Source organism: Gordonia sp. JH63 (assembly GCF_009856645.1).
GTDB lineage: Bacteria > Actinomycetota > Actinomycetes > Mycobacteriales > Mycobacteriaceae > Gordonia > Gordonia hongkongensis.
On record NZ_CP047235.1, the window covers coordinates 4,819,790 to 4,834,288 of the forward strand.

The 14,499-nt window shown below is 65.3% G+C and carries 14 protein-coding genes; 2 read left to right on the forward strand and 12 right to left on the reverse strand.

The genetic code is table 11. The annotated features are described in order from the left end of the window. Positions 1 to 329 precede the first annotated feature (329 nt). A complete protein-coding gene (locus GR168_RS21370; RefSeq protein WP_058252303.1) occupies positions 330 to 1,082 on the forward strand; it encodes a metallophosphoesterase in 753 nt (250 codons plus the stop codon). 123 nt (positions 1,083 to 1,205) lie between these two features. Here the strand turns inward: GR168_RS21370 and GR168_RS21375 are convergent, their stop codons facing one another. Then, positions 1,206 to 2,030, reverse strand: a complete 825-nt coding sequence (locus GR168_RS21375) for an alpha/beta hydrolase (RefSeq protein ID WP_058252304.1) — start codon at positions 2,028 to 2,030, stop codon at positions 1,206 to 1,208. A gap of 78 nt (positions 2,031 to 2,108) precedes the next feature. Between GR168_RS21375 and GR168_RS21380 the strand changes: the two genes are divergently transcribed. Continuing rightward, complete coding sequence (locus GR168_RS21380) at positions 2,109 to 2,684, forward strand: TetR/AcrR family transcriptional regulator (protein WP_058252305.1); 576 nt, start codon at positions 2,109 to 2,111, stop codon at positions 2,682 to 2,684. A 67-nt stretch (positions 2,685 to 2,751) separates the two neighbouring features. On the opposite strand, the gene GR168_RS21385 is transcribed toward GR168_RS21380, so the two are convergent. The 11 genes from GR168_RS21385 to GR168_RS21430 all read right to left on the reverse strand — a co-directional run bounded on the left by GR168_RS21385 (position 2,752) and on the right by GR168_RS21430 (position 14,448). After that, positions 2,752 to 5,001 (reverse strand): bifunctional SulP family inorganic anion transporter/carbonic anhydrase, encoded by a 2,250-nt coding sequence (locus GR168_RS21385; RefSeq protein WP_078113292.1) that lies wholly within the window; start codon positions 4,999 to 5,001, stop codon positions 2,752 to 2,754. A gap of 135 nt (positions 5,002 to 5,136) precedes the next feature. Beyond that, the gene (locus tag GR168_RS21390) at positions 5,137 to 6,144 is read right to left on the reverse strand and encodes a YdcF family protein (protein WP_058252307.1); all 1,008 of its coding nucleotides are present in this window, start codon (positions 6,142 to 6,144) and stop codon (positions 5,137 to 5,139) included. A gap of 97 nt (positions 6,145 to 6,241) precedes the next feature. Next, positions 6,242 to 6,706 (reverse strand): DoxX family protein, encoded by a 465-nt coding sequence (locus tag GR168_RS21395; protein WP_058252328.1) that lies wholly within the window; start codon positions 6,704 to 6,706, stop codon positions 6,242 to 6,244. Positions 6,707 to 6,914: 208 nt separating this feature from the next. Beyond that, positions 6,915 to 8,300 carry an IS256 family transposase gene (locus tag GR168_RS21400; protein WP_159371637.1) on the reverse strand — a complete coding sequence of 462 codons (1,386 nt, stop codon included), beginning with the start codon at positions 8,298 to 8,300 and terminating at the stop codon, positions 6,915 to 6,917. Further along, positions 8,248 to 9,726, reverse strand: coding sequence for an HNH endonuclease signature motif containing protein (locus tag GR168_RS21405; RefSeq protein WP_238994965.1), 1,479 nt, complete (start codon positions 9,724 to 9,726; stop codon positions 8,248 to 8,250). Before GR168_RS21405 ends, GR168_RS21400 begins: the two co-directional genes overlap by 53 nt. A 220-nt stretch (positions 9,727 to 9,946) precedes the next feature. Beyond that, positions 9,947 to 10,381, reverse strand: coding sequence for a nitroreductase family deazaflavin-dependent oxidoreductase (locus tag GR168_RS21410; RefSeq protein WP_058253811.1), 435 nt, complete (start codon positions 10,379 to 10,381; stop codon positions 9,947 to 9,949). A gap of 96 nt (positions 10,382 to 10,477) precedes the next feature. After that, complete coding sequence (locus GR168_RS21415) at positions 10,478 to 11,677, reverse strand: aminotransferase class I/II-fold pyridoxal phosphate-dependent enzyme (protein ID WP_058253810.1); 1,200 nt, start codon at positions 11,675 to 11,677, stop codon at positions 10,478 to 10,480. Next, entirely contained in the window at positions 11,674 to 12,144 is a 471-nt protein-coding gene (locus GR168_RS21420; RefSeq protein ID WP_058253809.1) for a DinB family protein, read from the reverse strand. Before GR168_RS21420 ends, GR168_RS21415 begins: the two co-directional genes overlap by 4 nt. Before the next feature lie 35 nt (positions 12,145 to 12,179). Further along, entirely contained in the window at positions 12,180 to 12,731 is a 552-nt protein-coding gene (locus GR168_RS24160) for an MFS transporter (protein ID WP_254661964.1), read from the reverse strand. A 2-nt stretch (positions 12,732 to 12,733) separates the two neighbouring features. After that, complete coding sequence (locus tag GR168_RS24165) at positions 12,734 to 13,558, reverse strand: MFS transporter (RefSeq protein WP_254661963.1); 825 nt, start codon at positions 13,556 to 13,558, stop codon at positions 12,734 to 12,736. 314 nt (positions 13,559 to 13,872) lie between these two features. Continuing rightward, positions 13,873 to 14,448: an ABATE domain-containing protein gene (locus GR168_RS21430; RefSeq protein WP_058253808.1), complete on the reverse strand. Its 576-nt coding sequence runs from the start codon at positions 14,446 to 14,448 to the stop codon at positions 13,873 to 13,875. Positions 14,449 to 14,499 lie beyond the last annotated feature (51 nt).

A 14,499-nucleotide genomic window follows, 5' to 3' on the forward strand; every position in this document is an offset into this window, starting at 1 on the left:
TTGCTCTTTGCAATTAGTTGCAGAGCGCAACTAACACCGCTCGCCAGTGTGCGCGCGAACTCGGGAGAATGCAAACAGCGCCGAAGTCTTGCATCGACGGAGACAAAAGACGGTCGCCGACCTGCCAGGTCGGGGGTTGGCAGGTCGGCGACTCATCGTCGATGTCGCTCGCCGGCCGCTGTGCGTTACAGGGGAGCCGGCACCCGAGCGGGCTGAACCACACCGACGTCATGGGAGTGCGTTGCGCCTCGCGGCCCTGAGGCGATGCGTCGTCGGACCCTGCCTGCGGTTAGCCTCGTGGGAGCCAGGAACCGTGACAGGAGCTCTTCGTGTTCGTTGTCGCCCACATCAGCGACCTGCATTTCAACGGGACGCGGTTCAATCGGGCCCGTATCCAGTCGACGTTGAGCTATATCAACGCCCGCGCCGCCGGGATCGACGTCCTGCTGGTCACCGGTGACATCGCCGATGAAGGTGCCGCGAGCGAGTACCGCGAGGCGTACGGGGTGCTCGAGAGTCCGCTGCCGATGCTCATCACCGCCGGCAACCACGATGTCCGGGAACCGTTCAGCGCGGCCCTGATCGGCACCGAGACCTCTGGTCCGATCAATCACGCGCGGACGGTGCGCGGGCGCGACGGCTCCGACGTCCTCTTCCTGATGTGCGACAGCTCGATGCCCGGACGCAACGACGGTCGTCTCGACGACGCGACCATCTCCTGGCTGTCGGACCGGCTCACCGCGACGTCCGTGGCGACACCGGTGTTCATCGCCTTTCACCATCCGCCGGTCGACCTGCTGATGCCGTTCATGGACTCGATCCGCCAGCGCGACGAGGGCCGCCTCGCCGCCCTGGTGGATCAGCACCCGAACATCGTCGCGTTCCTGTGTGGACACGCCCACACCCCGGCGGTGACCACGTTCGCCGACCGCCCGCTGTGCATCGCACCGGGTGTGTCGTCGACACTGAACCTGCCGTTCGAAGGCCGGGAGGTCGTCAACCGCGGTCAGCCGCCGGGGATCGCGTTCCATCTCTACGACGACGAGCGGTTCGTCACCCACTTCCGATCGGTGATGTTCTGACATTCAGGACGGTGCCGGCAATCGGCCGTTGCGCTTCGGCGCTCGGCATCGAAAGGCAGGCGAGCTACATCGTCGGCGACACGGCACACTCGGTACCGCCCCCGGCGGGGCGACGACGACGCGTCATCTGACGAACCCGCGCAGCAGGTCGGCCATCGCCTCCGGCTGGTCTTCCGGGATGAGAGTCCACGAATCGTCGACGACGACCTTGGATGCGTCCGGGAAGAGCTCGACGAGGCGGTCCGCATGCTCCAGGGGCATCATCCGGTCTTCGATTGCCCAGACCACGAGCACCGGGCGATCGAACCGCCGCATCATGTCCGACAGTTCGAGCAGCCTCCGGCGGGAGGGCGCGCCTGTGGCGAATTTGACCAGATCCCTTCTGATCGATGCGTTTTCGACAGCGGGGCGGAACCACTCGTCGAACAGCGAGTCCGGGATCCCCGACTTCGTCAGCGCGCCATACGCCCGCGTGCTGTGCCGGAAGAATCGAGTGCCCAGCATCCGGGTGAGAATCCACCCGCCGCCGGGCACTCGGCACAACAGCGCCGCGGGACGCGCCGGCTCGGGAGGATAGTTGTCGAAAGCCGTGCACGATGCCAACACCAATCTCCCAACGCGTTTGTCCCGGCCTTGGGAGATCACGAACTGACCACCGCCCCAGTCGTTCAGGACGAGCGTCACGTCATCGAGGTCGAGGGCATCGAGGAAGTCGGCAAGGATCGATGCCACACCCGTCTCAGTGAGGTCCGCGTCGGCGTGCATCGGCTCCGTGTGCGCCCCCATCGGGAGCGTCGGTGTGATGCAACGAAATTCGGGAAGCAGCGGGATCACCTTGCGCCACTGCCGCCCGTCCATCAGCAACCCGTGGCCGAGTACCAGGATCGGCCCGGGACCGCCGGTGTCTTCGTAGGAGATGGAGCCGGCCGGCACGTCGACTGTGGGCACGTCGCCTCCTAGATAGATCGTTCTACTTAGAAGCAAGATAGGCTGGCATCGGCACGATGCGCAAGGGATGGAGACGTCATGGCAGATTCCGCTACTCGCGACCGGATCCTGGAGGCAGCCGCAGAGCTGTACCGGCGGCAGGGCATGCCGGCCACCGGCATCAAACAGATCTCGGCGGCGGCCGAAGCGCCCTACGGTTCGATCTACCATCACTTCCCCGGCGGCAAGGAAGCGATCAGCGTCGAGGTCATCCGACGCGAAGGGTTGCGCTACGGCGCGTTCGTCGGCGCCCAGCTGGAGACGACCGACCCCCTGACCGGCATCCCGACGCTGTTCGAGAACGCCGGAAAACTGTTGGAGTCGCAGGACTACAGCGAGGCCTGCTCCATCGAGACCATCGCACTGGAGGTCGCGAGTACCAACGAGCGTCTCAGGCTGGAATCGGCCGAGGTTTTCGAGAGCTGGTTGACCGGCCTCGCAACGTGGTTCGGACAACTCGAGATCACCGAGCCGGAGCGTCGTCGGCTGGCGTTGATCACGCTGACCGCGCTGGAAGGTGCGTTCGTGTTGTGCCGCACCCTGCGCTCCATCGAACCGATCGTCGTTGCCGGCCACGGCGTGCAGGCGGCCGTGCAGGCGGCCGTCGGCTCGTAGCAACAGACCGTCGACACCGGCGCCTCAGCCCACACTCGTCCACGGACGGCGCCTTTCCGACCGGCGTTCACGGTCGCGCGGCTGCCGCCTCGACGACCGGTGCGATGCTCTGCTGGGTGACCTCGTAGACCCGCGCGGTGGCGATGTCGAAGTACAGACCGACGATGCGTAGCCGCGCTTCTGCTGCGGCGCGCCCGACGAGCGGGTGCCGCGCCAGGGTCTCGATCTGCTTGGCCACGTTCACGACGGCCAGCTGGTCGACCTCGGCCAGTCCCAGCTCGGCCGCGGCGCGCCCGGCGGGGTGTCCGTGCCGAAAGGCCACCCGGCTGGGGATCGCGTGCTTGAGCCATCGCTGGATCGGCGTGCTCTCGGATCCGGCCGGGAGGTCGGATACATCGACCTGTTCGCTGTCGAGCAGCGCATGCATGGCCCCGCACGACGAGTGGCCGCAGACCACGATCGACGACACACCCAACTCGCCGATGGCGAATTCGAGTGCGGCCTCCACGGATACGTCGTCGTCGCTGTCGGTCGGTATCAGATTGCCCACGTTGCGCACCGTGAAGAGGTCCCCCGGGCCGCTCGCCGTGATGATGTTCGGCATCAATCGCGAATCGGCACACGTCACGAAGAACGAGTCGGGATCCTGAGACTCGGTGACATCGGCGAGCATGGCGCGGAGGGCGTCGGCGTGCTCGTTCTCGTACTCGTCGACGCCGCCGAGAACCGATCTGAGTGCGGCCGGGCGGTCCGGGGACGCGGACGCCTGCGACCCGGTTCGGTTACGCCACGGCGTCAGACCGGCGAATCCGGACGTGTGGCGCCGCGGTGGCCGTCGAGGGGCGTCGACGAGCCGAGCGCGACCCTTCTCCACCAGGAGGACCGTGCCGCCGCCGGCCTCGTGCGCCCAACGGAAGTCCTCGAGCATCTCCATCGCCGCGTGATCGAGGAAGTCGGTGTCGAGTTCCAGTGTCAGGTGCGCCTCGTCCGGCACCTGCGACAACGCCTTGTTCAGTTTCGGCAGCGACAGGAAGCTCAGTGAGCCGCGAACACGTACGGTCCACTGACGCTTGTCGTCGGTACTGCCTGCCTGCGAGGTGATCTCGGCGCGAACCACCCGCCATACGACGAGTCCGATCGCCACTGCCAGACCGATCGCGACGCCTTCGAGCAGGTTGAGGAAGACGACCGCGAGCACCGTGATGACGTACACCCACAGGTCGCCCGTCCGCAGCGCGATCTTCATGTGCGCCAGCTTGACCAGCTGGATACCGATGACCACTAGCAGGCCGGCCAGCGCGGCCATGGGGATCTGCTCGACGAGACCAGTGAGCAGTGCCGCGAAGACGAGCACCCACACGCCGTGCATCACCGCCGAGGCCGACGTTCGCGCCCCGGAGTTGACGTTGGTGGTGCTGCGCACGATCACTCCGGTGACGGGCAACCCGCCGAGCATCCCGGAGGTGATGTTCGCACTGCCCTGACCGAGCAGCTCCCGGTTGAGATCGCTGCGTGGGCCGGTGTGCATCTTGTCCACCGCGACCGCTGACAGCAGGGACTCGACACTCGCGATCAGGGCGACCGTCAACACTCCGAGAAGCACTGCGCCCCAACTGCTGTCCGGTAGTTCCGGAAGCGTAATCGCTTCGAAGAAGTTGCCGTCGATACTGATCCGTTCGACGTCCAGGCCGAAGACGATGGTCAGTGCCGTCGCCCCGACGATACCGACGAGCGGTCCCGGCACCTTGCGCACCGCCGAGGGCATCAGTGGCCAGATGAGGAGAAGCGCGATCACGGTGCCTCCCACGAGCGCGTCCGACGTCTCGATGTCGGCGATCCCGGCCGGCAGCGACGTCACGTTCTCCCATGCACTGCTGGCCGAGCTGCCGCCGAGGAGCACGTGAATCTGCTGCAACGCGATCGTGATGCCGATCCCGGCGAGCATCGCGTGGACGACCACGGGAGCGATGGCCAGCGCGGCACCTGCGACCCGGCTCAGGCCGAACAGGATCTGCAACGCACCCGCACCGACGGTGATGAAACATGTAACGCGCCAACCGAAATTGGCGACCATGTCGGCGACCACCACGGTCAGGCCCGCGGCCGGTCCTGAAACCTGGAGTGCGCTACCGCCTATCAGACCGGCGACGATCCCGCCGACGACCGCGGCGATGAGACCGGCGAGCACGGGGGCATCCGATGCGATCGCGATGCCCAATGACAATGGCAGGGCCACAAGGAAAACGACGAGAGATGCCGGTAGGTCGTACCGCACCACCTCGCGAATTCGGGGGCCCCGACTCCCCTTTGTTCGCATATGTCCGAACTTACCGACGGTTTGTTGACTCCAGATGAACTCTGCCATCGGGAAGCTGTGAAACCGCAGGGCAGCAGCGCAACACTGTGATTCACTTCACCGGACTCGGCCGCCCGGTGCGAGGAGATCGGCCCGTCAGGCCGACGATCCCGCCTTCAGGAGCTCTTGGAGGATCCGGCCGCCGATTTCCGGGATCAATCCGGGGCCGGTCTCGGGTAGGTTCTGCGGCAGGAGCCCGGGCTCATGGGTAGCCGGGATACGCGCGGTCCGGGTGGCCTCCACACGTATGCCGGTCTGCTGCGCCTTGGCCAGCGGTGTCCGGTACTTCTCCAGGTCCGTCGCGGTGGTGAGTGTCCCGACGACGCGCAGACCCATGGCACCGAAGTCTGCCGCCCCGCGCCGGATGTGGTTGGGCGACGTGACGAGAACGATGTCCCGGATTCCCTGTGCGCGCAGGATCTCGGCGGTGTTCTGTGCATTGGCGACCGTCGACCCGGACTTGTCCTCGACGAGGATCCGGTCCGCACTGACACCGTTGTCCACGAGCCAGGTCCGCATCGCGGCTGCTTCGGTGATGCCCTTCTTCGGCACCCCTCCGGTGACGACGATCGGTGTGTTGGTGGTCAGTTCCGCCTGTGCCTTCGCCGCGGAGACGCGATTGACGAGCTCCGGCGCCATCTTTCCGTTCGCGTTCAGGCCGTACCCGAGCACGACGATCGCCGGGCGTCCCGACACCGCCTTGGGAGTGGTGTCGGGGACGATCTGCGCGGCGGTCGCGACGCCCGAGATGATGTTGCGGGCCGTTGTCGCCAGGGACGGATTCATCATCGACAACCGGTTCAGGGCCGAGCGTCCTGCGACGACGTCGTCGACCTGGTCCGACCAGATCGCCTGGAGTGCAAGCGCGTCGGTATCGGCCGGCGCCACCGCAAGGACTTGCTGGAGGAGTTCGAGTCCGCCCGCGACGTCACCTCCGGCGAACTTCGACTGCGCGCTGTTGTACAGGCCGGCCGGGTCGATCGCGGAGGCCGTCGTCACAACCGAGGCGTCCGGTCCGGGCAACGTCCCGACCGCCACCCCGCCGAGGGCGGCGACCGCGATCGTCGCTGCCGCCGCCAGTTTCCTGCGCTTCACTCTGGTCACACCAGTCACTCGCGTAACGGTACGAGAGATGCACAACGACCCCGCACCCGTCCGATCCCAGATCAGTAACGGGTGCGGGGCCGGGCAGCGGCGACGCTCAGCGCTTCAGGCCGGCCACCTTCAGCAACTCAGGGCGGCGCAGGACCAGCCCGATCCACATCAGCACGCCGGTGTAGACCGCGAACAAGACCGTGTCGAACAGCGGTGCCTCGATTCGCATGTTGGCGGTGACCGCGCCTCCGAGGTAAGCCGTGATCCCCAGGGCGCCGAGGACTGCGGTGCGCGGGATTGCGAACACGACGAGACAGACCAGCAGGACGATACCCATGACAAGCGCCTGGTCGATCGGGAAACCGAGTTTCGCCATGGAATCGACCACCTCCTGCGGACGCGTCAGCTTGATCACGATGTCGAAGACCAAGAAGGCGCCGATCAGCACACTGATGACGATTCCCGTTGTGCGACGCCAGTTCCTGCGGGTCGGTTGCGCCTCATCGGAGGCGGTGGTGTCAGTTGCGCCCGCCGGGTCGGCGGTGCCTGCGGTGACGGTGTTGCGGCTCATCATGTTCTCCTGGCGAGTGGTGCGAGTGTGTTGTGCAGGGATAGACATGCCTGCTCGTCAGAACTCATCGCGGGGCCGCGCATCTGGCTTCAGAAGTAGCGCGACGACGATCGACGACTATGCCGCCGACCTGGCTGGGTCGGCGGAGCTTGTCAAGATGTCTGTGTAAGAACGTGACTCCTGGGTTTCCTGTGGTTGCTGGTTGGGTCTAGTTGAGGTGGGGTTCGATGCGGTCGGGGTAGGCCAGGGCTAGTTGCCCGAGGGCCTGTTTCCAGTTCGTCACGACTTGGCCCTCGACGAGCCTGCCGGGGGCTCTGCGCGTGGCGGCGGGCTTGCCGCGTTCCTTCTCGCGTTGCCGGGCCCGTTTGTCCTCGATGTCGCAGATCGCCAGCCACAGCAGTTTGCGCGCCGCGAGATCGTTGGGGAAGTGTCCCCGATTCTTGATGACCTTGCGGAGCTGGTAGTTCAGCGACTCGATCGAGTTGGTGGTGTAGATGACTTTGCGGAGCTCGGGCGGGAACGCCAAGAACGGAATGAACCGGTCCCACGCTCGATCGAAAGCTGCTGCGGCACTCGGATATTTGGTCCCCAGTTCCGAGTCTCGGAAGGCTTCCCATTCGCGGCGGGCGGTCTCGGCGTCGGGGGCGGTGTAGATCGGTGTGATCGCCCGCGCGACGTCTTTGCGGTCCTTGTAGTTCACGAACCGCATCGAGTTGCGAATCAGATGCACCACACACGTTTGCGCCGTGGCCAATGGCCAGGTCGCCTCGATCGCTTCGGGGAACCCGGTCAACCCGTCGCAGCACACGATGAGCACGTCCTTGACGCCGCGGTTGGCCAGATTCGCACACACCCCGGCCCAGAACTTCGCGCCTTCCTCGGCTTGTATCCAGATGCCCAGCACATGCTTGACGCCGGCCATGTCGACACCAATAGCGATGTGGGCGTGCCTGTTTCGGACATGACCGCCGTCTTTGACCTTCACCACCAGGGCGTCGAGGTAGATGACGGGATACAAGGCCTCCAGCGGCCGGTTCTGCCATTCATCGACCGCGTCGAGGACCTCGTCGCAGATCTTCGAGATCGTCTCATGCGACAGATCGGTGCCGATCGTCGAGGCCAGATGATGCTGAATGTCGCGCAACGTCATGCCGCCGGCATATAGCGAGATGATCATGTCGTCGAGGCCGCCGAGCCGGCGGGAACCCTTGGGTACCAGGCGTGGGGTGAACGTGCCCTCACGGTCACGAGGAACGTTCAACTCGACCGGCCCGGCCGCGGAGTCCACCGTTTTCGGGCTCGACCCGTTGCGGGCGTTGGGCAGTTGCCGACCGGCCGGATCGCCCTTGGCATAACCGAGGTGATCGGTCAGCTCGGCCTTCAGGCCGCGTTCGAGAGCGAGTTTGATCAGACCCGGGATCAGGCCGCCGTCGCCGGTGATCTGGACCTGGCCGGTATCGATCTGGGCCAACAACTCATCGACCATGCCCGAGGCCTCCAGCGCCTCGGCCACCTCCGCGGTCGAACGCGGCTCAGCCAGCTCAGGCAGCTGCTGACCGTCGTCGTGCTGCTTGTCGTCTAACGCCATGCTCATAGATTGTCCTCTCACTGATGAGCACCGGACTTACACAGACCATCTGACACCCCCGGTCGGCGGCAGAAGACTGGCTTTCCTTCCACTCCCAGACGGCGTAGAGCACCTCGGTGGTGTACCCCAGGTCCATCCGACCCCCACCGATCGGCACCGTCGCGTCGATACCTATGGCAGGGTTTGGTTGCCACCCAGTCGGTGTCGACGTCGGTGGCGCCACCTCGATCTCCGTCCCGTCTGGCCGATGAAAGCTGAACCGCTGCAACCCGTGCGCGGTGATCGCGAACTCGCCCCGATGCAACGACCGATGACACGACCCACACAACAAGATCAGATTGTCCGGATCGGTCCGCCCACCCGCCGACCAGAACACCACATGATGGGCATGCAGATGACGCGTCCGCCCACACCCCGGCACCTGACAACACCGATCCCGCACGAACAACGACCGCACCAACGCCTTGTTCGGCGCACGCTTCCGACGCCCCACCCCCAACAACGCCAGCTTCCCCGGCTGACCGGGAACCCGGCGGCTCACCACCTCCCGAGTCGACGCCCCGCACCGGGCTTCGTCCACCTCAGCCTCCGACAACGCCGGACCGTCATCGAGATGAGCATGCTCCACCCCGTCACCGGCATGGATCAGGATCTCCGCACCCGGAGCAAGATCGGGCATCGCCATCCCGTCATGCACCATGTCGGCCATCGCCACCACCGCCGGCGCCACATTCGACGGCACCTGCCGCCACAGATCGCGACGCCGCGACGGAACCACCTCCGAATCCTCTGCTTCTGAAGCCGATTCAGTGTTCCGCGGAACACTCCCAGCGGTAGGCAGATCCGGATCATCGCAGGTCCGGGTGCGTTCATACTCCGCCCGCACCGACCCCGCCAGGAACCGCGCACCATCCAACGGACTCAACGTCAGCGACACCGACAACGACCCGTCATCGTTCCACTTCCACCGGCCCGTCGACTCCACCGGCGGCCGGCTTTCGTCTTCGACGCCACGGTTGCGGTCGATCTGGCCCATCGCCCGTACCGCCCGATCCAACTGACTCGCCGTCGATGACAACGCCAGATTCACCAACTCCGCCTCACGCTCCGGCGTGGCCACCCGTGTCAGGGCGCGGACCTTGGAATACGTCAGCCGACCTTCGCGAAACGCCGTGCGGATCACCGGCAATTCTCGGATCGCCTTGGCGACCCTCAACTGCTCATGCGCCGTTCGCGGTGCGATGCCGGCCTTCCACGACAACCAGTGCGCCAGCGAATGAATCCCCGGCCCCCGCCACGACTCCCGCTCATCCAGTTCTGCCACCAGTTCAAGGAAGTCCGCTGTCAGCGCCGTGATCTGAGCGGCGTAACCCAGCACCCGACCCTCGAGCACCTCATCAGACAACGACGCCGGATCCGCACCGTCGAACATCGACGACACATCTCCACCGCAACGAAAAGCACCGACCCCACCGCAACCCCCAGAATCGAGCGATAAGAACAAGAACAAGATATCGCCCGGCACCGACAGTCTTTCGGGGCTCAACCCGAGGTCGAGAGTGTTCCGCGGAGCACTCCGGGGTTACTCCATCAACCCCGCCGCGGCTGTCGCACCCCAGCTCCCACCCGGCCCCCGTCTCGGACCACGAATGTCACCGACCGGCGACAAGTCGGACGAGCGGGTACTCACGCGACGACTTCTTTTGATACTTCGCGTATCGCGGCTGCGCCTCGACCACCGTGTTCCACGCGATCTGCCGCTCAGCAGCGTCGAGGACCACCGGCGTCACCGGCACCGGAGCCTCCCCATGCCGCTCGACCGACACGCCATCGGGATGGGCGGTCAAGTTGGCGAACCAGTCCGGATTGCGCTTGCCGCCACCCGAGGCGACGACCAGCCAGTCGTCACCGTCGGGGAACCAGCTCAGCGGTGTCTCGCGCACGAGACCCGAGCGTCGACCGGTCGTGCGCAGGATGAGCATCTCCATCCCCCACATCGATCCGGACTTCTTGCGGATGCGAGCGACGGTGCGCTCGTTGGTCCTTCGCTGGTACCAGAGCGACAGTGACCGAAGTGACAGGGACATGACTTCCTCCGTTGCGGTCGGGCGATGTGCCGACAGTACGGCGTCGACGGGACCAACGGCTTCTCGATTCCTGACCGGTCCTCATCTCGACGAGAGTCACCGGATGAGTCCGGCAGCTACTCCTTCCAGGATCTGCTCCAGGATCGACGCCGAGGTGGCGAAGTTGATGCGAATGTGGTCCGCACTCGATCCCCCGAATCCCCGACCACCGTCCACGAGGACACGGCCTCGGCGCCGGATCGCATCGACGGGGTCGTCGAGCCCGAATGCCGAGACGTCCACCCAGCTCAGGTACGTGGCCTCGGGAAGGTGATGGACAACTTCGGGCAGCGTCGCCCCGAGGAAGTCGTGCACCCGCCTGCGGTTACGATCCAGCACCCGGATCAGCTCGCCGTGCCAATCCGATGCCTTCTGCCATGCCGCAACATGACCGATCACGCCGAGCACCGAAACCGTGCCGTAGAGGTCCGGCGGCTCGGCGTCCCGTCGTCGTAGGAGGTCCCGGGAGCCGTAGTGAACCACTGCGCAACGCAATCCGGCCAGATTGAAGGCCTTCCCCGCAGACGTGATCGTCACGGTTCGTGCCGCCGCGGACTCATTGATCGAGCCGAACGGAATGTGGCGGTGCGGGCGGTAGACCAATTCGGCGTGGATCTCGTCACTGATCACCAGGAGGTCGAACTGGTCGGCCAGTTCGGCGATCCGATTGAGTTCTGCACGGGTGTGCACCCGACCGGTGGGGTTGTGAGGATTGACGAGAACCAGAACCTTCGGCCGATGGAGCCGGAGCAACTGCTCGAACTCGTCGAAGTCGAGGCACCATCCCGACGATGTCCGCCGGAAGGGCACCTCGACACTCCGCAGTCGCATCGTCTCGAGGGTCGCGAGGAACGGCGGGTAGTTCGGTGTCTGGATCGCCACCGCGTCGCCGGGCGCGGTGCTCAACCGCAAGAGCAGTTGCAGCGCTTGGATGAGATCGGTCTGTTCCCGGACGTGTGCGGGGTTCACGTTCCATCCGTACTTGTCGAGCATGCGCCGCGCGAAAGCACTGCGGAGGGGTGTGCCGCTCAACCAATCGGGATACCCCAGGTCCCCCCGTGCGACGAACTCGACCAGCTCGTCGTTGATCTCCGGCGCGAGCGGGAAGTCCATATCGGCCACCCACGCCGGTATCACCCCGTCGGTGCGCACCCGCGCCCATTTGGCACCAGATCGCTGCGAGAGTCGGGTGAGCTCCAGATCGTCGAAACCCGTTCGCCCCGCCCATGTTCGATTATCCGGGGACACGATGCTCATCGCCGATCACCGGCCAGCGCGAGAAGCGCGTCCCGGGACAGCTCGATCTGCCCGTGGTGCTGGGCGAGTTCTTCCAGTACGTGCAGAAGGACCCCACACGGCGACAGCTCTCGGGCGGGTCCCTCATAGGCGCTCGGCGGGCTGTTCAGCAGCGGCGCGGTCGGATCGAAGCCCGCGAGGTCGTCGACCAGTCGGGACTGCAGTGCGGTCACCCGGCCACGTAGGTCGGCGACCGACCCCCTGGCCGTGAACTCCGCCGCGCGGTTACGCCGACTCGGCCGGTCGGCGATGAGATGCCCGATCCAATAGTCGACCACCTCGGTGCAGTGATATGCGATCGCCCACGGCGGGTTGGCCCCGGCAAGGGGCGGCGCCTCGTTGGCGTGCTCGTCACCGAGTAGCTCGAGTGCATCGAGCATTCCGTCGAAGGCACGGCGCACGAAGTACAGATACTCGTCGATGTTCATGTGATGTGGTCACGTCCTCTGCGTTGTGGTTCTGACTAGTCGATCTGCTCGAGTACGGCATTCTTGGTCTCGGGGAGCATGGTCAGGACGACGCCCGCGCCGATAGCGAAAAGCACCGCACTGGTCGTGAATACGAGTCCGGTTCCGCCGAAGCCGAGCAGTGCCGGGACGGCGAGCGGACCGAACACGGAGCCGAGGCGACCCATCGCCGTGGCTGATCCGACGCCGGTGCCTCGGCTGTTGGTGGCGAACAGCTCCGGCGTGTAGGCGAAAATGGAGGAGAACATGCCGAAGAAGAAGAACTGCAGGAAGGAGCCGGCAACGATGAGCTCGACGGTGCCCGAGCTCTGGCCGTAGAAGAAGGCGGCGATTCCGGAACCTACGGTGTATCCCGCCAGGCAGTATCGACGCCCGAGACGCTCGATGAGATAGGCGGCCGACAAGAACCCGGGAATCCCCCAGAGCCCCATGGCCAGAACGAATCCGATGCTCTTCGCGACATCCAGACCGCTGTCGGTGAGGAGCTTACCGATCCAGGTGGTCAACCCGTAGTAACCGGTCATCAGGCAGAACCACACCGCCCACACGGTCAAAGTGCGTGCTCTGTTGCGGACGTCGAGAAGCGCTCGCCACCCGCCGTGCCGGGGCCGACGTCCGGAATCGGCGTGTAGTCGGGAAGTGGTTCGGCGGTGGCCTCCCGCACCCGCTGCTCGAAGGCGCTGAGCGTTCGTTCGGCGTCCGCCTCATGGCCCCTGGCGATCTGCCACCGCGGTGACTCAGGCAAGTTCCTGCGGACGATCAACGCGATCACGGCGAGCCCGGCCTGCATGAGAAAGAAGCCCCGCCAGCCGAATTGCGAGGCGACCAGGAGATAGGAGAGCGCGCCGGCAGAGATGAATCCGAGCGGCCACGCTCCCTCCAGCAGGGCCGCATACCGGCCACGTTTCGACGACGGCATGAATTCGGCGAGAATTGCTGCAGCGACCGGGAATTCAGCCCCCATACCGATTCCCAGCACGAACCGGAAGGCCAGCATCGATTCGTACGACCAAGCGAACGAGAGGCCGACGCTGGCGAGCCCCCAGATCACGATGCTGTACTTGAAGACACGCAGGCGACCGAACCGGTCGGCCAGCGCTCCTGCACCGATGGCACCGAAGAACATCCCGGCGAAACTCGCACTCCCCAGTACGCCGGTCTGCGCCGGGCTGAGATCGAAGTGGTCGCTGATGGGTGAGAGCAAGAAGGTCATCGCCCCCAGGTCGATGGAATCAAAGAACCACGCAGTTGCGATGACCAGGAACAGGTTTCGCTGCACGGGCGACCAGGGCAGTCGCTCCAGGCGACCGGCGACTTCGGCTGGGGTGAGGGTCGTGGGCGCGGTCGTCGAGGCCGCGAGTGGTGGTTTCGTCAATGGAGTTCGATCTCTCTCGACAGAAGGAGACGGCGCAGCGGCGCACCGTAGATGACTTCCCGGGACTCCGTCACCGGCTTAACCGGTTACGGATTGCACCGAGTGCGTACCTTCGATTCGTCACCTGTCAAGGGGGTTACTCAAATTCGGATACGCGGCACTACCAGGTATTTCCGTCGTTTCAGAGCCGTCATGACGCCGTAACACGGCTGCGCGGCCACCCGCGCCCGACGACCGTCCGGGCGCAGGATCGTGCGGACCCGGCACCGGCGATGATCGACCGAGTAACGGGAGAACTTCCTCGCGGAGAGGATTCAGGTGGAGAGTTCCTTGTGGCGGCGTCGATAATCCGCCGCCTTCTTGCGATTGCCGCATTCAGCCATGCCACACCACCGCCGTGAGCCGCCGCGCGACACGTCCACGAACAACCGGGTGCAGTCAGGGTTCGAGCACTCGCGCATCTTGGCGAGGTCGGCGGACGCGAGCAACTCGATGGCGTCCCGCGCGAGCAGACTCAATCCATTACGAGTCGTCCCTGTCACTTTCGCCATTCCGTCGATGTCCAGCGTGACAGTGGGCAGAGGCGTGGCGGCAGCAGAATTGAGCACGGCAGCGGACTCGGGATCGAAGTTCCTCCTGCCGACGGACGTGTCGTCGCCGGAGCCGAGGCAACCGACCACCACGTCGTAGATCGCCTCACGAACCCGTCGGGCGTACTCGATGTCCACGGTGTCCGGATCGTCCACCAGGTCGAAGAGTCCCGCTTCGGAGAACCACCGGGACAGGTCACCGGAGTCGCCGAGGAGTTCGGTACGTATGGTTCGACGCCACAGCATCGTACCCGCGAAATCGAGGCTCGACCGCCCGCTGACGAACACAAAACCCGACACATAACCATCTTGACAGGTGACGGTGCTCGATTCAACGTATCGAGGTGTTTC